The sequence below is a fragment of the Nonomuraea sp. NPDC049637 genome (genome assembly GCF_040675235.1).
GTDB lineage: Bacteria > Actinomycetota > Actinomycetes > Streptosporangiales > Streptosporangiaceae > Nonomuraea.
Map to the genome: position 1 here is coordinate 73,617 of NZ_JBFAOM010000007.1, position 24,545 is coordinate 98,161.

Here is a 24,545-nt window from a genome sequence, read left to right on the forward strand (position 1 = left end):
AGGACGAGCCGACCGGTCGCGGCCGTTCCCACCGTTCATGCCGGCACCGGGTTGACCGGGCGTCGGGGGCTCTCGTAGGTTGAAGCCTCCAGAATATCGTTCTGTCAAAGGGCGGCCATGACCTCCACCCACATCGACGTCAGCGCCATCGACCTCGACGACCTCGGCGCGTGGATGGACGCCGAGGGGCTGCCGGGCGGGGCGATCACGGAGGTCGCGGCGATCCCCGGCGGCACCCAGAACGTCATGGTCCGCCTCGAACGCGGCGGCCGGCCGTACGTGCTGCGCAGGCCGCCCCTGCACGCCCGGGCCAGGAGCAACGAGGTGCTGCGGCGCGAGGCGCGGCTGCTGGCGGCGCTGAGCGGCACGGCGGTGCCGGCGCCCCGGCTGGTGGCCGCGCAGACCGCCCGGGAGCCGGTGTTCTACCTGATGGAGCCGGTGGCCGGGTTCAACCCCTCGACCGGGCTGCCCGAGCCGCACGCCTCCGACGCCGCGATCCGCCACCGGATGGGCCTGGAGGCCGCCGCCGCGCTGGCCGAGCTGGGACGGGTCGATCCGGCGGTGCTGCCCGGGTTCGGCCGTCCCGAGGGCTTCCTCGACCGGCAGGTGCCGCGCTGGCTGAAGGAGCTGGACTCCTACGGCGAGCTCGACGGCTACCCCGGCCCCGACATCCCGGGCCTCGACGCCACCGCCGACTGGCTGACCCGCCACCGGCCCGCCGCGTTCGTCCCGGGGATCATGCACGGCGACTACCACTTCGCCAACCTGATGTTCGCCCTCGACGGGCCCAGGGTGGCGGCGATCGTCGACTGGGAGATGTGCACGATCGGCGACCCGCTGCTCGACCTGGGCTGGCTGCTGGCCACCTGGCCGGTGAACAACGGGCACGTGCCGGGGCTGCCGTCGGAGCGGGAGCTGGTCGCGTACTACGCGGCGCTGTCGGAGCGCGACCTGCCGGCGATCGACTGGTACGCGGTGCTGGCCTGCTTCAAGCTCGGCATCGTGCTGGAGGGCACGCACGCGCGGGCGTTCGCCGGCAAGGCGCCCCGGGACATCGGCGACGTGCTGCACGCGACCACGCTCGGTCTGTTCGCCCGCGCCCACGACATCATGGAAGGCTTGTTGCGCTGAACCCGATGCGGAAAAAGGATCACGCCGGACGCCCAGATGCGTACAATTGCGCGCAATTGCATCTGGCATTCGGGGAAAGGATCGTCATGCGCATGCGGTTCCTCGGCTCCACCTCGGAGGCGGGCGCCTGCCCCACCCTGTACGAGACGGATCGCGGCACCATCGTCGTCCAGGGACTTCAGGTCACCGACCCCGAGGCGCTCGCGGACCTTCGCGACGTGCTCGACGGCGAGGCCGCCGTCGAGGTGCCCCGCGAGCTGCTCACCGAGATCGCCCGCCGGGTCCTGCCCGACGGGTCAGCCGGCGCCCGGCCCACCAGCGACGGGACACCGTCGGCAACCGCTTGATCACGATTGCGCGGCTGGGCCTGGCCTGATCGGTGCCCGCGGAGCTAGCCTCTTGCCGCGTGACGTCCTATCAGCAGGCGCGCATCGACCTCGGCGGCCAGCTTCGCCAGCTGCGCGAGGCCGCCCACCTGTCGGGCAAGGACCTGGCCGAGCGGCTGCGCTGGCAGCCGTCCAAGGTCTCCCGCCTGGAGAACGCCAGGCAGACGGCGACCGAGGACGACGTGGTCGTGTGGGCGCAGGCCGTGGGGGCCACGCCCGACACGACCGACGAGCTCATCAGGCAGGCCATCGCGCTGCTGGAACGGCACGACGACTGGAAGCAGCGTCACCGCAGCGGCCTGGCCGCCCTCCAGGAGGACATCCGCGACCTGGAGGCGCGCACGAAGCTGTTCCGCGTCTTCGAGCCCGGCATCGTCGTCGGCCTGCTCCAGACCTCCGAGTACGCCCGGCACGTGTTCCGCAAGGTCAAGCGCCTCTACAGCGCGGCCGACCAGATCGACGCGGCCGTCCGCGTGCGCATGCAGCGCCAGGAGATCCTCTATGACCGCACGCGCACGTTCCGGTTCGTGGTGCCGGAGTCGGCGCTGCGCAGCGCGCTGGCCCCGGCCGACGTCATGCGCGGCCAGCTCGACCGGCTGCTGGCCGTCAGCACGCTGCCCAACGTGGAGTTCGGGGTGATCCCCTTCGGCACCGAGCTGCCGTCCGCGCCGATCAACGGGTTCTGGATCTACAACGAGGCCATGGTGGGCGTCGCCACGATGACCAAGGACCTCGTGCTGCGCGACCCCGACGACATCGCCTTCTACGTGCGGGCCTTCGACGACTACGCCAAGGTGGCGGAGTTCGGCGAGCCCGGGCGAGAAGTCATCATCCGTATTCTTCGCGAATACCTGCAACAAACCCCACATTAACCTCAGCAATTGCTTGCCACCCGCAGCAAGATCGTGCAATTCTGTCGCGAGACGTTGCGGAGGTGACGCATGATGCTTGATACCGCGCTCTGCCTTGAGCGGTTCGCGTGGCACGCGGGCCGTCACGCCGATCTTTCGGTGCAGAATGTCGCGCTGGCCAGCGACCCGGCGTACGTGTCGGTGCGCAACCGGTTCTCCGCCACCCTGGCCGAGACGGTGACCTGCTCCGACGACGGCGCGTACATCACGTCGTGGGGCTACCGCCTCGGCACCGCCGAGGACGTCGAGTCGGCCGCGGCCCGCCTGGCCTTCCTGCTGGCCGCCCTGCCCGCCTGACGCGGGCCCGGCTCAAGCTCGCCTCAAGCCCGGCCCAGGCCCGGCCCGGTTCAGCCGAACCGCTCCACCGCGATGCCGGCCTCCCCGGCGGCTGCCGTGCGCGCGTGGGCCAGCAGCCGTGCCCGGTCGAGCACGTTGGGATGCAGGGTGTAGCGGATGATCAGGCCGTCGAGCATGGCGTCGATGCGCTCGGCCGCGCCCGCCGGATCGGCGCACGCGAACTCCCCCGCCTCGGTGCCGGCCGCCAACACCTGGGCCAGCGCGTCGAGCCAGGCCGTCTCCAGCTCCAGCATGATCGCGTTGACCGCGGGCTCGCGCAGCGCGGTGTTCCAGGCGTCGATCCAGAGCAGCCAGCTCTGGTCGGAGCGCGACTCGGGGATGTAGTAGCGCAGCACCCGGTCGAGGCGCTCCACCGCCGTGCCGGGGCCGTCGGCCAGCTCCTTGAGCCGGGCGCTCTCGATGTCGAGCGTGGCCCGCAGCATGGCGGTGATCAGCTCGTCCTTGGTCGCGAAGTGGTAGTGGATCAGGCCGCCGCTGACGTTGATGGACTTGGCGATGTCGGCGATGCGCGTGTTGGCCAGGCCGCGTTCGAGCACCACTTTGCGGGTGGCCTCGAGAAGCTCTGCTCTGCGCTGGTCGGCCTGATCGGCCCGGGTCGTACTCGCCACCCGATCAGCCTATAGCGCGCCGCGGGGACGGGCCCCGCGGCCGCCGTCGCTTCCTTCCTCAGTGTGCGCAGTCGTACAGGCCGGTGTGGCCGGCCACGGCCGCGCAGTTGGCGGTGACCCAGGCGGTCACCTCGGTCTCGCCGCCGCCGGGGCCGCCCCGGCCGCCGGGCAGCACGTACCTGAGCCGTCCGGAGGAGAGGAGTTCCCGGAGGCGGGGGACGGTCATCGCGGGGTCGGAGCCGGTGAAGCCGCCCATGGCGATCACCGGGCGGCCGGTGGCCAGGATGATCGAGGACGCCTGCTGGGCGCTGCCCACGGCCACCAGCCACGTCGCCCTGCCCTGGTTGGCGACCAGGTACTTCACCGTCGCATCGGCCACGCCGCCGCCCATGGGACCGCGGCTCCGGACGCCCGGCTGCCCCTGCGGCGGCTCGCCGCCCTGGAGGGCGTCCGTCCGGACGCCGGGGAACTCGCCGCCCGGCGGCGGGCCGCCGAAGCCGCCGGGGCCGCCGGGGCCGCCCATGCGGCTCGTGGACGGGCCCGCCGTGGGGTTGGTCCCGTTCACCCGCGCCCCCAGCGGTGAGACGGCGTAGGCCGCCGGACCCGCCAGCCCCGCGACCAGAGCGGCCGCCAGCGCCACGACGGTCACCCGGCCCGCCCCCCGCCCCCTGCCCGCCACGAGCCCCGCCACGGCCCCTGTCACGGCCCCTGTCGCGGACCCTGTCGCGAGCCCGGTCACGATCACTGTCACCAGCGCCGCCACGGCCACTGTGGTCGCCCCGAGCACGACCCAGGCCAGCCACGGCAGCCACTCCGGCGTACGGCGCAGCACCACGAACGCCCACCCGCCGGTCACCGCGACCGCCACGGGCAGCGCCCACGCCCAGCCCCGCGACCCCCGGTAGGCCTGCCACATCACGGCCGCCCCCATGCCGGTCAGCGCGGCCACGGCGGGCGCCATCGCGGTCGTGTAGTAGGGGTGGAACGTGCCACTGGAGAAGCTGAACACGGCGTAGTGGACGACCAGCCAGCCGCCCCACAGCAGCCAGGCGGCCCCGTCGAAGAGGGTCCCGCGCACCCGCAGCAGCACGGCGAAGGCCAGCGCCACCGCGCAGAACGGCAGCAGCCAGGAGATCTGCCCGGCCATGACGTCGTTGAACAGCCGCCCGGCCCCGGCCTGCCCGCCGAAGTTCGCGCCGCCGGGCCCGCCGCCGGCCCGGTCCTGGCCGAAGATCCGGCCGAGCCCGTTGTAGCCGATCACCAGGTCCCGGACCGTGTTGTCGGTCGAGCCGCCGACGTAGGGCCGCGAGGCGGCGGGCCAGAGGTCGACGACCACCATCCACCAGGCGCTGGACACCACCAGCACGCCCCCGGCGGCCAGCAGGTGCCCCGCCCGCCTGGCCAGGCCGTGGCGGGCGCACACCAGGTACGCCACCCCGAACGCCGGCACCACCAGGTACGCCTGCAACATCTTGGCGTTGAACCCCAGCCCCACGAACAGCGCGGCGAGGAGCAGCGGCCGCAGCCGGGCGGTGCGCAGCGACTCCAGGCAGAACCAGGCCGCCAGCACCAGCAGCAGCACGAGCACGGTGTCGGGGTTGTTGTCCCGGTTGATGGCGACCGTGATCGGCGTGAGCGTCATGACCACGGCCGCGACCAGCGCCGCGACGTGCCCCTGACGGGTGCGCCCGAAGGACCGGCGGACCGCCGAGTACACCGCCCCGACGGCCGCCACACCGGCGAGGACCTGCGGCATCAGCATGCTGTACGTGCCGTAGCCGAAGATCCGCGCCGACAGCCCCATGACCCACAGCGCGAGCGGCGGCTTGTCCACCGTGATGAACGACCCGGCGTCGATCGCGCCGAAGAAGAACGCCTTCCAGCTCCGCGTGCCGGACAGGACGGCGGCGGCGTAGTACTCGTTGGCGTCCCCGCTGAGCGCCCAGGCGTACAGGACGAAGGCGGCGGCCAGCACCGTCCACATCGCGGGCCGCGACCAGCGCGGGTCGCCCGCGGCGCCGGTCAGCGCGCGCGCCCGGGCGGGCGCGGCGACGGCGGTCACCGTCCGCTCCTGCGCCGGGGGTTGAACACCCACACGCGCAGCAGCAGGAACCGGACGAGAGTGGCCGCCGCGTTGGCCGCGATGACCGCCACCAGCTCCACCCCGTGCGAGACCCCGCCGGGCAGCAGCGCGAGGCTCCCCGACGTCAGCGCCAGCCCCACCAGGAACGCGATCAGGCCCTCGAACTGGTCGCGCAGCGCCCCGCCCGAGCCCTTGACCCCGAAGGTGAAACGGCGGTTGGCCGCCGTGTTGGCCACGGCCGTGACCAGCAGCGCGACCGCGTTGGCCGGCTGCGCGGGGACGACCTGCCGCGACATCGAGAACAGCGCCAGGTAGGCCAGCGTGCTCACCACGCCCACGATCGCGAACCTGGGCAGCTGCCTGGCCATCCCCCTCGGCAGCTCGGCCCGCCGCACCCGGGCGGGCATCGGCAGGCGCGCCGCACCGGACAGCGTCCTGCGGGCCACCCTGGCCAGCCCGCGCAGGTCGTCCAGGGCGGTCCGCAGGAGGTCCACGCGGCTGTCGGGGTCGTCCACCCAGTCGACGGGGACCTCGTGGATGCGCAGGCCGTGCCGCTCGGCCAGCAGCAGCAGCTCGGTGTCGAAGAACCACTCCTCGTCCTCGACGGCGGGCAGCAGCGCCTGCGCGATCTCCGTGCGCACGGCCTTGAACCCGCACTGGGCGTCGGAGAACCCGGCGCCCATCACCGAGCGCAGCAGCAGGTTGTACGAGCGGGAGATGAACTCCCTCTTGGGCCCGCGCTCCACCCGCGAGGCCCTGGCCAGGCGGGTGCCGATGGCCAGGTCGCTGTGGCCCGACAGCAGGGGGGCGACCAGCGGGAGGAAGGCGTCCAGGTCGGTGGACAGGTCGACGTCCATGTAGCTGACGACGTCGGCCTCGCTCGTGGCCCAGACCTGGCGCAGGGCCCGGCCGCGGCCCTTCTCGTCGAGGTGCACGGCCCGTACCTGCGGCAGCTCACGGGCCAGCTCGGTGGCCAGCCGCCAGGTGTCGTCGGTGCTGGCGTTGTCGGCGATGGTGATGCGGAAGCCGTACGGGAACGTGGTGGCGAGGTAGGCGTGCAGCCGGGCGACGCTCTCCCGCAGCGCCCGCTGCTCGTTGTGGACCGGGACGACCACCTCTACCAGGCGCGTCCTTACCGCTGTTGTCTCCATGCAGCCAGCTCACGATTCGGGTCTTTAAGAGGACTTATCCGATTGTGAGTGACGAGTGAGAGTTCCGGGAAGATCGATGGTCGCGATCGCGCCGCCGCCGGGCGCGTTGGACAGCCGTACCCTGCCGCCGGTCTCGGACACGGCCTGCGCCACGATCGCCAGGCCCAGCCCCGAGCCGGGCAGGCCGCGGGCCGAGGGCGAGCGCCAGAAGCGCTCGAAGACGTGCGGCAGCTCCTCCTCGGGGATGCCGGGGCCGTGGTCGCGGACCGTCAGCCGGCCGTCCTTGAGCGAGACCTCGACCTGGCCCTCGGGGCTGAACTTGCGGGCGTTGTCGATGAGGTTGAGCACGGCGCGTTCGAGCGAGGCGGGGCTGCCGACGACGTACCAGGGGCTCAGGTCGGTGCGCACGTCGGCGCCGCGCAGCCGGGCGCGTTCGGCGGCGGCCGTGACGACGTCGTGCAGGGCCAGCTCGACGTGCGGCTCGTGGTCGGTGTCGCCCCTGGCGAGCTGGAGCAGGTCGCCGACCAGCGTGGACAGCTCGGCGAACTGCGCCTTGACGTTGACCAGCAGGCGTTCCTTGGCGCCCGGGTCGAGCTGCCTGCCGGTCTGTTCGCTGCGCAGCAGCAGGTCGATGTTGGTGCGCAGGGTGGTGAGCGGGGTGCGCAGCTCGTGACCGGCGTCGGCGACGAGTTGCTGCTGGCGTTCGCGGGAACCGGCCAGGGCGGCGGTCATGGCGTTGAAGGAGGAGCTGAGCCGGGCGATCTCGTCGTTGCCCTGGACGGGGATGCGCGTGTTGAGGTCCTCGGTCTCGGCGATGTGCTCGGCCGCCTTGGTCAGCCGGCCCACGGGCCGCAGGGCGGTACGGGAGATGGCCCGTCCCGCGAGTGCGGCGCCGATCACGCCGACGGCCGCGATGGCGGCGAGCGCGAGCGCGGTGTTCCGCAGGGTGATCTTGATGTGATAGAGCGGCCTGGCCTCCAGGACGGCCACGCCGGGCGCGAAGTTGACGGCCACGACCCGGACCTCGCTGCCGTCCCGCGTCACGCCGTTGCGGTAGACCGGCTCGCCCGGTCCGGGTATCGCCTTCTTGTCGTCCTCCACCGGCACGATCGGCGAGCCGAGCGAGCAGGTCCTGCCGTCGGCGAACAGCAGCGTGGCCATGTCGTGGTAGTCGGAGGAGCCCTCCGGTGTGCAGTTCTTCTGGAGGAACCGCTTGTCCCCCTCGCCCTCCGGCTCCAGGATGGTCTGGTCGAGCTGCCTGATGACCTGGTTCTGCACGATGAACCAGGACAGCCCGGCGCACACCGCGATCGCGATCGCGACGGCGGCCGTGACCAGCAGCGTCAGCCGCGTGCGCAGGCTGTTGCGGATCACGGTGTCGCCCGGAGGACGTACCCCACCCCGCGGACCGTGTGGATCACCCGGGGCTCTCCCCCGGCCTCGGTCTTGCGGCGCAGGTACATGACGTACACGTCGAGGGAGTTGGAGGTGGGCTCGAAGTCGAAGCCCCACACCTCGTTGAGGATCTGGTCGCGGGTCAGGACCTGGCGGGGGTGGGCCAGGAACAGCTCCATCAGCAGGTATTCGGTCCTGGTCAGGTCGAGCGCGCGGGCGCCGCGGGTGACCTCCCGGGTGGCCGGGTCCATGCGCAGGTCGCCGTAGGACAGCGTGCCGCCGTCGGCGGCGCCCGTGCTGAGCGCGCCGCGGCGCAGCAGCGCGCGCACCCGGGCCAGCAGCTCGTCCAGCTCGAACGGCTTGACCAGGTAGTCGTCGGCCCCCGCGTCGAGCCCGGACACGCGGTCGCCGACGGCGTCGCGGGCGGTGAGCATGAGCACGGGGATGTGGTTGCCCTGGGCCCGCAGCCGCCGGCAGGCGGTGAGCCCGTCGAGCCGCGGCATCATCACGTCGAGCAGCACCGCGTCGTACGGCTCGGCCGCCAGCGCCGCCAGCGCCGCCTGGCCGTCGTTGGCGGTGCCGACCCGGTAGCCCTCGAACTCCAGGCTCGACTGCAGCGCCTCGCGCAACGCGGGCTCGTCGTCCACCACCAGCAACCGTGCGGGCTCACTCATGTGTCACAAGATATGAGCCCACTATGAGAGCACGATGAACGGGTTCACGAGGTGTCCTGAGAAATACGGGGAAACGGGCGTCTCCGGCGCGGTTCAGGGCCGCAGCAGCGCCATGGCCGCGTTGTGGCCGCCGATCCCGCTCACGCCGCCGCCCCTGCGGGCCGCGGCGCCGCACAGCAGGATGCGTTCGTGCCCGGTCTCGACGCCCCAGCCCTTCTCCTGCGCGTACGGCCAGCTCAGGTCGGCGTGGAAGATGTGGCCGCCCGGCAGCCCCGCGTCCCGCTCCAGGTCGACGGGGGTCTTCACCTCGACGCACGGGGTGCCGTCGGGGGCGCGCAGCAGGCAGTCCTCGATGGGCTCGGCGAGCACCGCGTTCATGGAGGCGAACGTGGCCCGCAACGCATTCTCACGCGCTTTTTCTGGATTTTCCCGGAAAAGTCGGGCGGGCATGTGGAGGCCGAACAAGGTCATCGTCTCGGCCTTCCCTCGCAGTTCCGGCCCCAGAATGGACGGGTCCGTCAAGGAATGGCAGTAGACCTCCGCGGGCGGCGATTCCGGGATCTCCCCTCGCGCCGCCTGCTCGTACGCCTTCGCCAGCTGGTCGCGCCCCTCGTTGATGTGGAACGTGCCGCTGAAGGCGGCCCGGGGATCGGCCGAGGGGTCCTTGAGCCGGGGCAGCCGGGCGAGCACCATGTTGACCTTGAGCTGCGCCCCCTCCGGCACGGCCGCGGGCTCGCCGAGCACCCGGCCCAGCACCGCCGGGGGCAGGTTGACCAGCACGTGGCGGCCGTCCACGGTGTGCTCGCCGTCCTCGGCGACGTACGTCACCTCGCCCGACGGCGAGATGCCGACGATCTCCGCGCCGGTCCTGATCTCGGCCCCCGCCCGCCTGGCCGCTCGCTCCAGCGCGCCGGAGACCGCGCCCATGCCGCCCACCGGGACGTTCCACTCGCCGGTGCCGTCGCCGATCACGTGGTAGAGGAAGCACTTGTTGGCCAGCAGGTCGGCGGACGGGTCGGCGAACGTGCCGATCAGCGCGTCGGTGAGCACGACGCCGCGCACGGTGTCGTCGGCGAACCGCTCGTCCACGGTCTGGCCGACGGGCCGGGCGAACAGGTCGCGCCAGGCCTCCGGGCCGACCAGGCGCTCGATCTCGGCGGGGGTGCGCAGGGGTTCGAGCAGCGTGGGGGCCAGGGTCCTGGCCACGTCCGCCGTCATGGCGTAGAAGTCGCGCCAGGCGCGGTGGTCGTGCTCGCCGCCGGCGACGGTGCGGAAGGAGGCGGCGGTGCGGGCCTCGTCCTCGTTGTCGACGAGCAGGCCGGTGTCGCCCTTGGGGGTGTAGGAGGCGTACCGGCGGCGGCGCAGGTCGAGGTCGAGGCCCAGGTCGCGGACGATCTGGGTGGGCAGCAGGCTCACCAGGTAGGAGTAGCGGGACAGGCGGACGTCCACGCCGGGGAAGGCGCGCGTGGAGATCGCCAGGCCGCCGACGTGCCCGAGGCGCTCCAGCACCAGGACCCGGCGGCCGGCTCCGGCGAGGTAGGCGGCCGCGACCAGCCCGTTGTGCCCGCCACCTGCCACGACGACGTCATACGCACCCATCCCCGCACCTTATGACCCGACCTGTGCCCTTAGTCAACGGTTTGCGAGGAGATGGTGCGGTCGCTCGCGGGTGGACCCGGCCGGGGTCCCCTCCCGGCCGGGCCCGGATCCGTCAGCCCGTCCTGTTGACCCAGACGCGCTTGACCGGCCACGGCGTGAGCCGTACCGAGGACACCCCGCCGACGGCCGTCCAGCCGCCGGTGAGGACGATGGGCCCGGCGTACGGGTGCGACTGCTCCACCCCGACGGCGTGCTGGCCGGTGCCGGAGGCGCAGCTGCTGTAGGCGTAGCCGCCGCTGACCCAGGCGGTGCAGTCGGTGGGCGCGGCCAGGGCGGGCGACGGCGCGAGGCCCGCCGCCGCCAGGCACATCACCGCCGATCCGGCCAGGGCGACGAGGGGACGACGAAGGCTCATACGGAGTCTCCTGAGGTTCGGGGGGTGAACACGCTCTTACTTTTAGGAAACTTTCCTAAGCGAAAGCTAGATCGTGCTTCGGGCGGCGTCAACGGCCCCTTTCCGGACGTCCTCAGGGACGGCTGGCGATGGCCAGCAGCGTGGCGGCCGGCGCGGTGAGCGAACGCCCGCGCCGCCACACCGCGCGCAGGTTGCGGACCAGGTTGAGCCCGGCGAGGGGCACCTCGACCAGGCGGCCGGTCGCGATGTCGGCCTCGACCGCGTAACCGCTGAGCACCGCGGGCGCGGCCCCCGCCTGCGCCGCCCCCTTGACCGCCGAGTTCGACCCCAGCTCCAGGCGGGGGCTGGCCCGGTGGAGGCTCTTGAACGCCACGTCGAGGGTCTCGCGGGTACCCGAGCCCGGCTCGCGTACCACGAGCGGCGTGGCGGCCAGCTCGGCCCCGCGCAGGGCCGTACGGCGGCGCGCCCAGGGGTGGCCGGGGGCCACCACGACGACCAGCCGGTCGGTGCCCACCACCCGGCTGTCCAGCCCCTCGGGCACGGTCGGCCCCTCGACGAACCCGAGCTCCACCTCCTCGCCCAGCACCCTGGCCGCGACGTCCGTGGAGTTGACCACGTCCAGCCCCACCTGGACCTCGGGCTCGCGGTTCTGCAGCTCGCCGAGCCAGCGCGGCACCAGGTACTCGGCCACCGTCATGCTGGAGGCCACCCGCAGGTGGGCCGCCTCGCTGTGCCGCACGGCCTCCACGGCCCGCATCAGCTCCTCGGCCGCGGCCAGCACCTGGGCCGCCCACCCGGCCACCATGCGGCCCTCGGCGGTGAGCGTGGACCCGCGCGGCGTGCGCTCCAGCAGCGGGACACCGAGGCGGCGCTCCAGCATGGCCACCCGCTTGCTGGCCGACGGCTGGGCCATGCCCGCCGCCTTGGCCGCCTGGCCCAGGCTGCCCAGCTCGCCCACGTCGACCAGGAGCTTCAGCGAGTCGAGATCCGGCAGCGCACTCATAGCCACAGGCTATGGCCTCCCAGTCAACGCGTGTCTACCGGCCGGTACGCGGGCCCCGAAGACTGGGATCATGCCTCTCCCCGACCAGCGGATCTCCCCGCTCACCGCGCCCCGGCCGGCCCTCGACCCCCGAGGCGGCGCGGCGCCGGCCGTCCCCGCGGCGTCGGTGTGGCCGGGCATCGGGCTGGCGGTCGTCGCCGTGGTGGTGGCCGTGGTGGCGAACCGGTTCGCCCCGGCGTTCAGCCCGGCGGTGATCGCGGTGCTGTCCGGGGCGGTCCTGGCCAACCTCGCGGCCTGGGCGGCGACGTCCGCGCGGTGGGCGAGGGCGGGGGCCGTCTGGGAGCGGTTCAGGCCGGGGCTGGCGTTCGTGGCCCGGCGGGTGCTGCGGGTGGCGATCGCGCTGCTCGGGCTCCAGATCGCGCTGCCGCAGGTGCTCGCGCTCGGCTGGCAGACGCTGGTGATCGTGGTCACGGCGACCGGCGTGACGTTCACCGTGACGCCGCTGATCGGCCGCCGCCTGGGCCTGTCGTCCGGCACGTCGCTGCTGGTGGCGACCGGGGTGTCGATCTGCGGGGCGGCGGCGGTCGCGGCCATGCGCGAGAGCGCGGACGACGCCGACGACGACGACGCGGCCGCCGCGCTGAGCGTGGTCGTGCTCTACGGCAGCGCGGCCATCGTGGCCGTCCCGGCGCTGGCGGCGCTGCTCGGGCTGTCGCCGGCCCAGCTCGGCGTCTGGACCGGCGCGGCCGTGCACGAGGTGGCGCAGGTGGCCGCGATCGGCGCGGCGTCGGGCGTCCTGGCCGCCGCGGTGACGGTCAAGCTGGCCCGCGTCGTCCTGCTGGCCCCGATCGTCGCCCTGACGTCCTTCCGGGCCCGCCGCTCTGCGACCGGTGCGCCCGCGGCGAGCCGGCGGGAGGGGCGCCGCACGCCCGTCATGCCGCTGTTCGTGGCGGCCTTCCTCGTCATGGTGGCGGTCCGCAGCACCGGCTGGGTGCCGGACGTGGTCACGCGGGCGGTCCCGCAGGTCACCAACGTGCTCATGGCCGCCGCCCTGTTCGGCCTGGGCACCGGGATCGACGTGCGCAAACTCGTCAAGGGCGGGCGGGCCGTGCTGCTCGGCGCCATCGCCACCGGGCTCATCGCCGCCGTCTCGCTCACCGGGGTCGCCGTGCTGCTGTGAGGCCGCCCGAGTGGACGTCCTGGCCAGGCCACCGTACGCTGCTCTGTTCGGAACAAATTCCGTCAGGCACGCCGTTCTCCCTGAACCGGCCAGGACCACTCAAGGAGCTTGAAACCCGTCATGCGCAGCGCCACCGATCCCCTTCTCCAGCCGTCCGACGAGGTCGCCGAGGCCCTGGCGGGCGGCGCGCCCGTCGTGGCCCTGGAGTCCACGATCATCTCCCACGGCCTGCCGCAGCCGCGCAACCTGGAGGTGGCCCGCGAGCTGGAGGGAGTGGTCCGCGCGGCGGGCGCGGTCCCGGCGACGATCGCCGTCCTCGACGGCGTGGCCAGGATCGGCCTGAACGAGCTGGAGCTGGAGCGCATCGCCACCGAGTCCGGGCTGCGCAAGCTGGGCCAGCGCGACCTGCCGCTGGCCGCCGCGCTGAAGGCGAGCGGGGCGACCACCGTGTCGGCCACGTCGTTCCTGGCCGCCCGCGCCGGCGTGCGGATCTTCGCGACCGGCGGTCTGGGCGGCGTGCACCGCGGCTGGACCGAGGACCAGGACGAGTCCGCCGACCTCGACACCCTGGCCCGCACCCGCATCACGGTCGTCTGCGCGGGCGTGAAGTCGATCCTCGACGTGCCGGCCACGCTGCAGCGGCTGGAGACGCGCGGCGTGACCGTGGCGGGCTACCGCACCGACACCTTCCCCGGCTTCTACCTCAACTCCTCCGGCCAGCCGATCGAGTGGCGGATCGAGTCGCCCGAGGACGCCGCCGCCGTCATGCGCGGCCAGGACGCGCTGGCCGGCCCGGAGACCGCGTTCATCGTCGCCAACCCGGTGCCTGAGGACCGGCAGCTCGACCCGGCTCTGCACGACCGCGTGCTGGCCGAGGCGCTGGCCGCCGCCGAGCGCGAGGGCGTCAAGGGGCAGGCGATCACGCCGTTCCTGCTCAGCTACCTCGTCAACGGCACCGGCGGCGCGTCGCTGGAGGCCAACCTGGCCGCCGTGCGCGGGAACACCGCCCTGGCCGCCGAGATCGCCGTGGCCTGGTCGCGGGCGTGAGCGACACCGGTCTCCTGGTGATCGGTGACGTCGTCACCGACGTGGTGGCGCTGCACGGCTCCCCGGTCATGGCGGGCGCCGACACCGCCGCGGAGATCGTGCTGCGCCCCGGCGGCTCCGGTGCGAACACCGCCGCCTGGGCCGCCCACCTGGGGGCCGACTCGCGGCTGCTGGCCAAGCTCGGCTACGACAGCAGCGAGTGGCACACGACCGAGCTGGTCAGGACCGGCGTCCGGCCCCACGTGGTGGTGGACCGGGAGCATCCCACGGCGGTCGTCATCGCCATGGTGGACAAGACCGGCGAACGGTCCATGCTCACCAACCGCGGCGCGGGCGGGCTGATCTCCGACGCCGACTGGGACCCGTCCCTGCTCGACGGGGTCGGCCGGCTGCACCTGTCGGGTTACACGCTGTTCGCGGCGCCCGGCCTCCGCCTGGCCAGGGCCGCCGTCCGGGACGCCGTGGCCGCCGGGGTGCCGGTCAGCATCGACCCGGCCTCGACGGGCCCGCTGCGGGACTTCGGCGTCGAACGTTTCATGCGGGAGACGTCCGCGGCCGATTTGATCATCCCGAACCTGGACGAGGCGCTGGTCCTGACCGGCGTCACCTCGCCGGAACGGGCCGCCGTCCTGCTGAGCGAGACGTACGGCACGGCCGTCGTGAAGCTGGGCGCCGAGGGCGCGCTGGTGGCGGTGGACGGCAAGGTCACGGCGACGTGCGCGGGCGTGTCCGCCGAGGTCGTGGACTCCACGGGCGCCGGTGACGCCTTCGCGGCCGGGTATCTCGCCGCCACCCTTCAGGGGGCGGGCGCCGCGCTCGCGCTGGAGGCGGGTTGCCGTGCCGGTGCGCAATGTGTGGCCCAGGTGGGCGGCCGTCCACGGTACGGTTTGGATCTGAACCGTCTTTACCCTATTCACACTGATTGATAGCTTGCCGCGTAGGCTGCACCATTAGCCACATGCGTACCGGGTTGCCCACGCGGCCCACTGGGGAGGTTAAGGTCCGCCGATGGAAGTCGAGTCATCGATCTGCCTGAGCGACCTCGTCCCTGCTCTGCGCTGGAGCCGCCCTCAGCAGGTGGCCGAGGTGCTGGGTGATCCGCGGCTGCCGGCGGGGTGGTGGTCCTCGCTCGCGGTGTCCAGGGCGCTCGGCACGGCGGGTCTCGACTGGGTCTGCGAACGGCTCGCCCGGCTGATCTCCTCCCGCTGGGACCATCTGCCGCTGGTGGACCTGCTTCCCGCGCTCGCCGTCCATCAGGTCGATCCGGCGCTGCCCGGCTGGCCGGAGGCCACCCGTACGGCGATCGCCGGCCTCGGCGGCTGGCAGCGGCTGCGCCGCCTGTCGCCCGGCGATCTGGGCACCCCGTCGGCCACGCCCGAGGTGGTGGTCGGCTCGGTCCTGCGCGAGGTGCTCGGGCGCATCCCGGCGCAGCGGGAGGCCGTACCCGCCCAGCAGTCCGGCTCGCCGGACGTCACCCGCCCGCTCGCGCGCGGCGCGACGGGCTCCTTCCCGGCCGTCCCCGTGGCCGAACCCGGTGCGTACGCCGCCCAGCCCGGCAGCGGCCCCCAGCGTCCGCCCGCCTTCACCCCGCACAGCGACGCCTTCCCGGCCCAGCCCCAGAGCGCCCCGCAGCAGGCCCCGGCCGGTGAGGGCGGCCTGCCGCAGCGTCCGGCCGCGGCCCAGCAGCCCGGCTCGTTCGCCCCGCCGCCGGAGAACGCCCAGGGACACCAGACCGGCTCCTTCACCGCCCAGCCCGACGCCACCCGCCAGACCGGCTCGTTCCCGGCGCAGCCCGAAGGCGGCCGCCAGACCGGCTCGTTCCCGGCGCAGCCCGACGCCACCCGCCAGACCGGGTCGTTCCCCGCCCAGCCCGCCGACGGCCCGCAGACCGGGTCGTTCCCGGCGCAGGGTGGTGCGCGGCTGCCGCAGCGGCCCACCGCCGGGCGTCCGGACGGCGGCCCGCAGGCCGGCGCCGACGGCCCCCCGTACGCCGCCCCCGTCCCCGGCGGGACGGCCGCTCCCGGCCCGGCGCCCGCCGACCCCGACCACGCGATGGTCCGCGTCGTGGACGGCCTGTTCCGCGGCCTGGACAAGCTGGAGCTGGCCGTCGCCGTGCACCGGCTGTTCGCCGAGGACCCGGTCAGCCTGCGCACCCTGGCCCACAAGCTGCTGGTGGACCGCGACGTGCTCTCCCAGGCCCAGCGCACCGCCGAGGAACGCGTCCTGCACTGGCTGCGCTCGTCGGAGTCCGCGCCGGTCACCGGGCACATGTTCCGGCTCACCGAATGGCTCGGCGCGGCGGCCACCGAGGAACAGCTCATCGGCGCCGACCCGGCCCACCCGGCGATGGTCCCGTCGCTGCGCACGCCCCTGTGGCGGGTGCTGGTGACGCTCATGCCGGACCGCCGCCTCCAGGACGGCTGGCTGGTCGTCGGCGACATCCACGGCCTCCAGGCCCGTACGCGGCAGCTCCTGGCCGCCGCCCCGCCGGACACCGACGTCGTCGAGCTGCTGGCCGAGCTGGGCATCCGCGCCCACTCCGCCAAGGCGTGGCTCGACGCCCTGCCCTCGGAGTCGGCCCCCGGCCCGGCGGACGCCTCCCCGCAGCCCGCCCAGCCCCTCCCCCGCCGTACGCCGGGCGCCAACGGCCACCACCACCGGGGCGGCCAGCCCATCCCGACGGCGGGCGCGAACTCGATCGACCCCTCGGCGGCCCTGGCCACGTTGTCGGCGCTGTCCGGCGGCCGGTCGGGCATGCTGCCCGGCAGCCTGGCCGGAACGCCGTCCACGCCGCCTCCACCGCTGCCCAGCCCGTCGTCCGACCCGCGTCGCTGGCAGCGCATCGAGGTCACCCCGGAACACCTCAGGGGCGGCCCGGTGCCGGTGCCGGAGGGTTACGCGGCCCAGCTCGGCATGCGTCCGGGCACCCTGCTGTCGGTGACCGGCCCCGGCGACAACGCGATCGTCCTGGTCTGGCAGGGCCACCAGCCGGTCTTCGACTCGTTGCAGCCGGTGCTCATGCGCCTGAACGCCCGCCCCGGCGACCAGGTCTACGTCACGGTGGACGGCTACCGCCTGGAGGCCCAGCTCACCGGCTGACGCTCCTGCGCGGTCACCCGAACAGGCCGAGCCGGTGGGCCGTGGCCGCCGCCTCGCCGCGGGTGGCGACGCCCAGCTTGGCCAGGATGTTGGAGACGTGCACGCTGACCGTCTTCACCGAGATGAACAGCGCCTCGGCGATCTCCCGGTTGCTGCGCCCGTTGCTCACCTCGCGCAACACCTCCAGCTCGCGCGCGGTCAGCCCCAGCGGCGGCCCTTCGGGTTCGTCGGGGCCGCCGACGCGGGCCCGCCGTCCGAACACGTCGAGCTGTTCGAGCAGCGGCGTGGCGCCCAGCTGCGCGGCCAGCTCCCGCGCCCGCGTCACCATCGCGGCCGCGGCGCGCCGGTCGCCCTGGGCCAGCGCCGCCTGGGCGGCCCCCACCAGGCACTGCGCCTCCGCGTACGGCTGCCGCAACCCCGCCCAGGCCGCCACCGCCGACTCCCACGCCTTGAGCTGGGCTGCCCCGCCGAGCCCCTCCTCCGGCCCGGTCAGCGCCGCGAACGTCAGCCGCTGCGCCTCCTGCAGGTCGCCGTCGACGGCCAACTCCCGCGCCACCTCCCGCAGCCGCGCCACGAGGGCCGCCGCGACCCCCGCGTACGGCGCGCCGCCCTCGCCGAGAGCGGGCCGGGCGAGCTGCGCGAACGTCACCAGCAGCGGCCAGGCGTACCGCGGCGAGGGCAGCAGGTCCTGGTTCTCCAGCCCCCGCGACGCGGCCTCCAGCGCCTCGCCGAGCCGCCCCTGGGCCCGCAGCAGCAGAACCTGCCTGCGCAGCTGCGGCAGCACGGTCTGGTCCCGGTAGGTGCCGCGCGCGAACACGCTGGCGGAGGACGACAGCAGCTTGTCGGCCCGGTCGATCTCCCCCCGCGCTAGCGCGATGTCCGCCAGGAACCCCTGGAGACTGGCCCGGTAGGGGGCCGGCGGCGCGAGGTCGAGCGCCTGCTCGACCACCTGCAGCGCCTCGTCCCAGCGGCCCAGCGACAGCAGCGGCTCGGTCAGGTTGATCGCCAGGAACGTGCCGGACGTGCGCGCCAGGCCGTAGTGCCCGGCCTCCTGCACGCCCTCGCGGGCGACCTGGGCGGCCCGCTCGTGCCGTCCGGCGCCCTCCAGCGCGTCGGACTCGGAGATCGCGCAGCGCATCAGCGCGTTGTAGGCGCCCTGGGCGCGGGCGACCCGGCGGGCCTCGGCGAACTGCCCGAGCTGCGCCTCGATGTCGGAGAAGCGCGACCGCGCCCAGGCGAGGCTGATGAGCGCGTGGGCCTCGACGTTCGCGTCGCCCATCTGGTGGCCGATCTCCATGGCGAGCTGCGCCGTCGCCAGCTTCTCCGGCCAGTCCTCCGGACGGTGCAGCATGCGCGCCAGCGTCTCCAGGACCTGGCCGCGCAGCTTGCTCGGCGGCTCGGCGGGCACCAGCTCGGCCGCCTGGCGCAGGTCGTCGAGATATCCGGCGCGGCCCAGGTCGTAGCGGGTCAGGCCGCGCTGGCGCAGCAGGGTGGCCGCGGTGATCGGGTCGGCGTCGAGGTCGACCTCGGCGAGTGCGGCCCCGGCCAGGGCCAGGCTGCGCTCGTACTCGCCGGCGAGGTGGGCGACCGTGGAGGTCTGCCTGAGCACGTCGAGGCGGCCGCAGCCGATGCGCTCGGCGGCGTCGGGCACCTGGTCCCACAGCTCCAGCACCCGCGAGAGCATCCTGAGCTGCTCGTCGTAGGCGGTGGACTTGCGGGCCGCGGCGGCCGCGCGCCAGGCGCTGACCAGCGCCCAGGTGGAGTCGTGGGCGGAGTGCCAGTGGTGGGCCAGCTCGATCGCGCCGCGCGGGGCGGGCAGGATCGACAGGTCGCGTTCGAGCGCCTGCGCGTAGCGGGTGTGCAGCCGGGTGTGCTCGCCGGGCAGCAGGTCGTCGTGGAGCGCCTCGCGGATGAGCGCGTGCCGGAAGCCGTAGCCCTCGCCGTCGACCACCAGCACGTTGCCCGCCACGGCCGGGCGCAGCGCCCGCGACAGGGCGGTGTCGTCGAGCCCGGCCACGGCGCTCAGCAGGTCGTGCTCGATGCGCTGGCCGCCCGCGCTGGCCACGCGCAGCAGTTCCTGGGTCTCGTCGGGCAGCCGCTCGACGCTGGCCAGCAGCAGGTCGCGCAGCGACTCGGGCAGCATGTCGCCGCCGTCGGCCTCGCTCAGCAGCGCCTCGACGAACAGCGGGTTGCCCTCGCTGCGGGCGTAGATGAGGTCCATCGCGACGGCCGACGGCTCGCGCCGCAGGATGCTGGCCGCCTGCGCGACGGCCTCCCTGCGGGTGAGGCGGCGCAGCTCGATCCGGCTCACCCACTCGATGCGGCCCAGCTCGGCCAGCATCGGCCGGAGCGGATGGGTGCGGTGCAGCTCGTCGGTGCGGTAGGTGACCACGATCATCAGCCGGGCCGCCGTGCGCTGGTAGCGGACCAGGAACGACAGCAGGTCACGGGTGGAACGGTCGGCCCAGTGGGCGTCCTCGACCACCAGCAGCACCGGACGCTCCTCGGCCAGCCGCTCCAGCAGCCCGAGCACCTGCTCGAACAGCCGGGCCCGCGCCTCGGCGCCGTCCTTGTCCGGCTCGCCGAACTCGGGCAGCAGCCGGGCCAGCCCGCGTGTCGTGCCCCCGGGCACCAGCGCCGCCACGCCGTCGCGCCCGAGCTCGCGCACGAGCCCGCGCAGCACGGCCGTGAACGGCGCGAACGGCAGGCCCTCGGTGCCCAGCTCCAGACAGCCGCCGACGAGCACCCGCGCATCGCCCGCCCGGTCGATGAACTCGCTGATCAGGCGGGTCTTGCCGACCCCCGCCTCGCCGCCGACGAGCACGGTGGACGACGCGCCCGCACGTGCTCTGGCCAGGGCGTCGCCCAGAGCGTGCAGCTCGCGGGCGCGCCCGACGAACAAGGGGCTGACGGTGTGAATGCTCACGCCCCAAGGATGCCATCAAACACCGACAAAACGGACCGAAACTCCGGGCCGTCGTCTGTCAGCGCAAAACCTTGCGGAAGAAGGTCGCCGACGCCTCGTAGCCCAGGGCGTGGTAGAACTCCGGCGCCCGCCGGGTGGCCATCGCCACGTACCCGGCCTGACGGGTACGGGCCCACGCCTCGAACTCCTCCAGCAGCCGGCGGCCGATGCCCTGCCGGCGCGAGCCCGACTGGACCATCGCCTCCTCGACCCAGGCGACCGGCCCGTTGGCGAACAGCGTCAGGTGCACGAACCCCAGCAGGTACCCGTGGACGCGCCCGCCCACCACGGCCGTGAGCAGCAGGGCGTCCTCGTTGCGCAGGAGCTGCGGGAGCGCGGCGTCGAAGGCCGCCCGCTCCGGCCTGAAGGTCAGCCCGAACTCGCGCGCCAACGCGAACACCTCGTCCGCGTCCGCCTTCTCCGCCCTCCTGATGAGAAGATCGTCCGCCGTCATGAGGTACGACACTAGAACCTCTGTGCCCTTTCGTCCATCGTGCCACGGGAGTGTGCCGTGACGTCCGGTACGGCGTGCGAAACGGCCTCCGGTCAGAGGTCGCCGAGGCCGAGCTGGCGGGCGATGAGCATGCGCTGCACCTCGCTGGTGCCCTCGCCAATCTCCAGTATCTTGGCGTCGCGGTAGAAGCGGCCGACCGGGAACTCGTTCATGAAGCCGTACCCGCCGAACACCTGGGTGGCGTCGCGGGAGTTGTCCATGGCCGCGTTCGAGGACACCAGCTTGGCGATCGCCGCCTCCTTCTTGAACGGCGCCCCGGCCAGCATCTTCTCGGCCGCGTGGTAGTAGGCCAGCCGGGCGGTGTGGGCGCGCACCTCCATGTCGGCGATCTTGAACTGGATGGCCTGGTAGTGGCCGATCGGGTGGCCGAACGCCTTGCGGTCCCTGACGTACTTGAGGCATTCGTCCACGCAGCCCTGGGCCAGGCCCACGCTGAGGGCGGCGATGGCGATGCGGCCCTCGTCGAGGGTCTGCAGGAACTGCGCGTAGCCGCGGCCGCGCTCGCCGAGCAGGTTGGCGGCGGGCACCCGGCAGTCGGAGAAGGACAGCTCGCGGGTGTCGGAGGCGTTCCAGCCGACCTTGGAGTACTTCTTGGAGACGGTGAACCCCGGCGTGCCGCTCGGCACCAGGATCGTGGAGATCTCCCGCTCGCCGGTGAGCGCGGCCACGCCGATCACGCCGGTGATGTCGGTGCCGGAGTTGGTGATGAACGCCTTCGTCCCGTTGATCACCCATTCGCCGCCGTCGAGCACGGCGGTCGTCCGCATGCCGCCCGGCACGTCGGAGCCGCCGCCGGGCTCGGTCAGCCCGAACGCGCCCAGCATCTCGCCGGAGGCCAGCCGGGGCAGCCACTCCTGGCGCTGCTCGTCGGTGCCGAACCGGTAGATCGGCATCGCGCCCAGCGAGACCGCGGCCTCCAGGGTGATCGCCACGCTGGAGTCGGCGCGGGCCAGCTCCTCAAGGGCCAGGCACAGCGCGAAGTAGTCGCCGCCCATGCCGCCGTACTCCTCCGGGAACGGCAGGCCGAACAGCCCCATGTCGGCCATCTTGCGCACGATGTCGTAGGGGAACTCCTCGCGCTCGTAGTAGTCGCCGATCACGGGCGCCACCACGTCACGGGCGAACGCCTCGACGGTCTTGCGCAACTCTTGGTATTCGTCGTTCAGCATGATCAGCCTTTCGCGAGGGCCTGGACGACGCGCGAGGGGCTGGGCCGGCCCAGCCGCTCGGCCAGCCAGGTGCTGGTGGACACGAGTTTGTCCAGGTCGAGCCCGGTCTCGATGCCGAGCCCCGACAACATCCACACGAGGTCCTCGGTGGCCAGGTTGCCGGTGGCGGACTCGGCGTACGGGCAGCCGCCGATGCCGCCGGTGGAGGCGTCGACGGTGGTCACGCCCGCCTGCAGGGCGGCCAGCGTGTTGCCGAGCGCCTGCCCGTAGGTGTCGTGGAAGTGCACGGCCAGCCGCTCGGGGCCGCCGAACGCGCCGATCAGCTCGGTGACGTGGCCCGGCGTGCCGACGCCGATCGTGTCGCCGAGCGACAGCTCGTAGCAGCCGAGCCCGAGCAGCCGCTCGCCGACCGCGACGACCTGCGCGACCGGCGTGGGCCCCTCCCAGGGGTCGCCGAAGCACATCGACACGTACGCGCGCACCCGCACCCCGTGCTCCAGCGCTCTGGCCACGACCGGCTCGAACATGTCGAACTGGCTCTCCAGCGTGCGGTTGAGGTTCTTGGCGGCGAAGGTCTCGGTGGCGCTGGCGAAGATCGCGATCTCGGTGACGCCCAGCTCCAGCGCGCGGTCGAGCCCGCGCTCGTTGGGCACCAGCACCGGGTAGCGCACGCCGGGCCTGCGGTCGAGGCGGCCGAGCAGCTCACCGGCGTCGGCCAGCTGCGGCACCCACTTGGGGTGCACGAAGCTGGTCGCCTCGATCACCTGGTGGCCGGCGTCGGCCAGCCGGTCGATGAACTCGGCCTTCACCTCGACCGGCACGATCGCCGACTCGTTCTGCAGGCCGTCGCGCGGGCCCACCTCGTAGACCGTGACCCGCTCGGGAAGCCCTCGCATGCGGTACGGCATCACGCCTCCTCACCGGTGACCACGGCCAGCACGGCGTCCATGTCGACCGGCCTGCCCGGCTGGACGGGCAGCTCGACGACCACGCCGTCACAGGGGGCGGTGACCGTGTGCTCCATCTTCATGGCCTCGACGACGACCAGCGGCTGCCCCTTGCTCACCCGGTCGCCCGGCTGCGCCTTGACCAGCAGGACCGTGCCGGGCATGGGGCTCCTGACCACGCCGTCGCCCGTCCCCGCGGCGCCGGGCCGGTCGCCCGGGTCGCCGATGAGGTGGCGGGTGAACGCCCACGACTCGCCGTCCTTGCCGAGCCAGAGTGTGTCGCCATGGCGGGCGGTCAGGTAGCGGGCGGTCCGGCCGCCGAGCGTGACGGCCGCCTCGCCGCCGCCAGTCGTGATCCGGGCGGGCACCGCCTCTCCGTCGAGCAGCACCTCGGCCGACCGGCCGGGCAGGCCGCGGACGGGCGCCGCGTGCACGCCGTCGCGCGACTCCAGCCGCCAGGTCGTCCAGGCGGGCGCGCCGACCCGCCAGCCGTCGGTGACCTGCCAGGGGTCGGGGCCCTGCGGCAGCGTGTGGAAGATCAGCGCCGCCGCCGCGGCCACGTCGCGCGGCACGCCGGACTCCGGCAGCAGCTCGGGCAGCACCCGTTCGACCAGGCCGGTGTCCAGCTCGCCCGCCACGACCTCGGGGTGGCGGACGAGGGCGCGCAGGAACGGCACGTTGGTGACCACGCCCAGCACCGCGGTGCGGGCCAGCGCCCGGTCGAGCGACCTGAGCGCCGCCTCCCGGTCCGGCGCCCAGGCGATCACCTTGGACAACATGGGGTCGTAGTCGCTGCCGACGACCCCGCCCTCGGCCAGGCCGGAGTCGACCCGCACCCGGCCCGGCCCGTCGCCGCCGGGCTCGCGCAGGGCCAGCACGCGCCCGCCGCTGGGCAGGAAGCCGCGCGCCGGGTCCTCGGCGTAGACGCGCGCCTCGACGGCGTGGCCGTCGAGCCGCACCTGCTCCTGGCCGAACGGCAGCGGCTCGCCGGCCGCGACACGTAGTTGCAGCTCCACCAGGTCCAGGCCGGTGACCAGCTCGGTGACCGGGTGCTCGACCTGGAGCCGGGTGTTCATCTCCATGAAGTGGTAGGAGCCGGTGGTGCCGTCGACGATGAACTCGACCGTGCCCGCGCCGACGTACCCGACCGAGCGGGCGGCCTCGACGGCCGCGGCGCCCATGTCGGCGCGCATGCCGGGGGTCACGAAGGGCGACGGCGCCTCCTCGATGATCTTCTGGTGCCGGCGTTGCAGGCTGCACTCGCGCTCGCCCAGGTGCACGACGTTGCCGTGGGCGTCGGCCATGACCTGGATCTCGATGTGCCGGGGGTTCTCGACGTAGCGCTCGATGAGCAGGGTGCCGTCGCCGAACGCCGCCCGCGCCGTACGGCGGGCCGACTCCAGCGCGTCGGGCAGCTCGGCGGCCGAGCGCACCAGCACCATGCCCTTGCCGCCGCCGCCCGCGGACGGCTTGATCAGCGCCGGGAAGTCGGCCCACCGCGCCAGGTCGTCGCCCGGCTCGGCCCCGCCGGGGACGACCGGCACCCCGGCCGCCGACACGGTGGCCTTGGCCCGGATCTTGTCGCCCATGGCGTCGATGGCCTCGGGGGACGGGCCGACGAAGACCAGCCCGGCCTCGGCGCAGCGCCGCGCGAAGGCGGCGTTCTCGGCCAGGAAGCCGTAGCCGGGATGCACGGCCTGCGCGCCGGAGGCGAGCGCCGCCTCAACGATCGCCTCGATGTCCAGATATTTCGAGACTTCGAGGGCGATGTCTGCTTCGCGGGCGTGCCTGGCGCCCGCGTCGGGCGGCGTGAACACCGCCACCGACTCGATGCCGAGCGCGCGCAGCGTCCGGACGACCCGGACGGCGATCTCGCCCCGGTTGGCGATGAGAACACGGTCGAAGAACATG

Annotated in this window: 21 protein-coding genes; 8 read left to right on the top strand and 13 right to left on the bottom strand. The window is 73.7% G+C overall.

What is annotated here, in order from left to right:
• Positions 1-117: 117 nt before the first annotated feature.
• From AB0J71_RS12365 to AB0J71_RS12380, 4 genes are all read left to right on the top strand, one after another.
• Positions 118-1,131, top strand: a complete 1,014-nt coding sequence (locus AB0J71_RS12365; RefSeq protein WP_364414073.1) for a phosphotransferase family protein — start codon at positions 118-120, stop codon at positions 1,129-1,131.
• 86 nt (positions 1,132-1,217) lie between these two features.
• Positions 1,218-1,478 carry a hypothetical protein gene (locus AB0J71_RS12370; protein WP_352320252.1) on the top strand — a complete coding sequence of 87 codons (261 nt, stop codon included), beginning with the start codon at positions 1,218-1,220 and terminating at the stop codon, positions 1,476-1,478.
• A gap of 59 nt (positions 1,479-1,537) precedes the next feature.
• Complete coding sequence (locus AB0J71_RS12375) at positions 1,538-2,389, top strand: helix-turn-helix transcriptional regulator (protein WP_352320254.1); 852 nt, start codon at positions 1,538-1,540, stop codon at positions 2,387-2,389.
• A 69-nt stretch (positions 2,390-2,458) separates the two neighbouring features.
• Positions 2,459-2,725, top strand: coding sequence for a hypothetical protein (locus tag AB0J71_RS12380; RefSeq protein ID WP_352320256.1), 267 nt, complete (start codon positions 2,459-2,461; stop codon positions 2,723-2,725).
• 50 nt (positions 2,726-2,775) lie between these two features.
• On the opposite strand, the gene AB0J71_RS12385 is transcribed toward AB0J71_RS12380, so the two are convergent.
• The 8 genes from AB0J71_RS12385 to AB0J71_RS12420 all read right to left on the bottom strand — a co-directional run bounded on the left by AB0J71_RS12385 (position 2,776) and on the right by AB0J71_RS12420 (position 11,713).
• On the bottom strand, positions 2,776-3,393 hold the full coding sequence (locus AB0J71_RS12385; RefSeq protein WP_352320258.1) for a TetR family transcriptional regulator C-terminal domain-containing protein: 618 nt from the start codon (positions 3,391-3,393) through the stop codon (positions 2,776-2,778).
• 58 nt (positions 3,394-3,451) lie between these two features.
• Complete coding sequence (locus tag AB0J71_RS12390; RefSeq protein ID WP_364414075.1) at positions 3,452-5,455, bottom strand: glycosyltransferase family 39 protein; 2,004 nt, start codon at positions 5,453-5,455, stop codon at positions 3,452-3,454.
• Positions 5,452-6,627 (bottom strand): bifunctional glycosyltransferase family 2/GtrA family protein, encoded by a 1,176-nt coding sequence (locus AB0J71_RS12395; RefSeq protein ID WP_364414077.1) that lies wholly within the window; start codon positions 6,625-6,627, stop codon positions 5,452-5,454. The genes AB0J71_RS12390 and AB0J71_RS12395 overlap by 4 nt, the downstream gene beginning before the upstream one ends.
• A gap of 24 nt (positions 6,628-6,651) precedes the next feature.
• Positions 6,652-8,001, bottom strand: a complete 1,350-nt coding sequence (locus AB0J71_RS12400; protein WP_364414079.1) for a HAMP domain-containing sensor histidine kinase — start codon at positions 7,999-8,001, stop codon at positions 6,652-6,654.
• Positions 7,998-8,696 (bottom strand): response regulator transcription factor, encoded by a 699-nt coding sequence (locus tag AB0J71_RS12405; protein ID WP_364414081.1) that lies wholly within the window; start codon positions 8,694-8,696, stop codon positions 7,998-8,000. The genes AB0J71_RS12400 and AB0J71_RS12405 overlap by 4 nt, the downstream gene beginning before the upstream one ends.
• Positions 8,697-8,789: 93 nt before the next feature.
• Positions 8,790-10,295: an NAD(P)/FAD-dependent oxidoreductase gene (locus AB0J71_RS12410; RefSeq protein WP_364414083.1), complete on the bottom strand. Its 1,506-nt coding sequence runs from the start codon at positions 10,293-10,295 to the stop codon at positions 8,790-8,792.
• 112 nt (positions 10,296-10,407) lie between these two features.
• The gene (locus AB0J71_RS12415; RefSeq protein WP_352320270.1) at positions 10,408-10,710 is read right to left on the bottom strand and encodes a hypothetical protein; all 303 of its coding nucleotides are present in this window, start codon (positions 10,708-10,710) and stop codon (positions 10,408-10,410) included.
• A gap of 112 nt (positions 10,711-10,822) precedes the next feature.
• Positions 10,823-11,713 (bottom strand): LysR substrate-binding domain-containing protein, encoded by an 891-nt coding sequence (locus AB0J71_RS12420; RefSeq protein WP_352320272.1) that lies wholly within the window; start codon positions 11,711-11,713, stop codon positions 10,823-10,825.
• 70 nt (positions 11,714-11,783) lie between these two features.
• Here AB0J71_RS12420 and AB0J71_RS12425 point away from each other — a divergent pair, with 70 nt between their 5' ends.
• The 4 genes from AB0J71_RS12425 (at position 11,784) to AB0J71_RS12440 (ending at position 17,039) form a co-directional block, all read left to right on the top strand.
• Positions 11,784-12,893, top strand: coding sequence for a putative sulfate exporter family transporter (locus AB0J71_RS12425; RefSeq protein ID WP_364414084.1), 1,110 nt, complete (start codon positions 11,784-11,786; stop codon positions 12,891-12,893).
• Between the two features lie 120 nt (positions 12,894-13,013).
• On the top strand, positions 13,014-13,940 hold the full coding sequence (locus tag AB0J71_RS12430; protein ID WP_352320276.1) for a pseudouridine-5'-phosphate glycosidase: 927 nt from the start codon (positions 13,014-13,016) through the stop codon (positions 13,938-13,940).
• The gene (locus AB0J71_RS12435; RefSeq protein WP_364414085.1) at positions 13,937-14,866 is read left to right on the top strand and encodes a PfkB family carbohydrate kinase; all 930 of its coding nucleotides are present in this window, start codon (positions 13,937-13,939) and stop codon (positions 14,864-14,866) included. The genes AB0J71_RS12430 and AB0J71_RS12435 overlap by 4 nt, the downstream gene beginning before the upstream one ends.
• Positions 14,867-14,948: 82 nt before the next feature.
• Positions 14,949-17,039: a hypothetical protein gene (locus AB0J71_RS12440; RefSeq protein WP_364414087.1), complete on the top strand. Its 2,091-nt coding sequence runs from the start codon at positions 14,949-14,951 to the stop codon at positions 17,037-17,039.
• Between the two features lie 13 nt (positions 17,040-17,052).
• Here AB0J71_RS12440 and AB0J71_RS12445 read toward each other — a convergent pair whose 3' ends face one another.
• The 5 genes from AB0J71_RS12445 to AB0J71_RS12465 form a co-directional block, all read right to left on the bottom strand.
• Positions 17,053-19,965 (bottom strand): AAA family ATPase, encoded by a 2,913-nt coding sequence (locus tag AB0J71_RS12445; RefSeq protein WP_364414089.1) that lies wholly within the window; start codon positions 19,963-19,965, stop codon positions 17,053-17,055.
• Between the two features lie 58 nt (positions 19,966-20,023).
• Positions 20,024-20,458: a GNAT family N-acetyltransferase gene (locus AB0J71_RS12450; protein WP_352320284.1), complete on the bottom strand. Its 435-nt coding sequence runs from the start codon at positions 20,456-20,458 to the stop codon at positions 20,024-20,026.
• Between the two features lie 92 nt (positions 20,459-20,550).
• Positions 20,551-21,687 carry an acyl-CoA dehydrogenase family protein gene (locus AB0J71_RS12455; RefSeq protein WP_352320286.1) on the bottom strand — a complete coding sequence of 379 codons (1,137 nt, stop codon included), beginning with the start codon at positions 21,685-21,687 and terminating at the stop codon, positions 20,551-20,553.
• Between the two features lie 2 nt (positions 21,688-21,689).
• Positions 21,690-22,595 carry a hydroxymethylglutaryl-CoA lyase gene (locus AB0J71_RS12460; RefSeq protein WP_364414091.1) on the bottom strand — a complete coding sequence of 302 codons (906 nt, stop codon included), beginning with the start codon at positions 22,593-22,595 and terminating at the stop codon, positions 21,690-21,692.
• On the bottom strand, positions 22,595-24,544 hold the full coding sequence (locus AB0J71_RS12465) for a biotin carboxylase N-terminal domain-containing protein (RefSeq protein ID WP_364414093.1): 1,950 nt from the start codon (positions 24,542-24,544) through the stop codon (positions 22,595-22,597). The genes AB0J71_RS12460 and AB0J71_RS12465 overlap by 1 nt, the downstream gene beginning before the upstream one ends.
• Position 24,545: the final 1 nt, after the last annotated feature.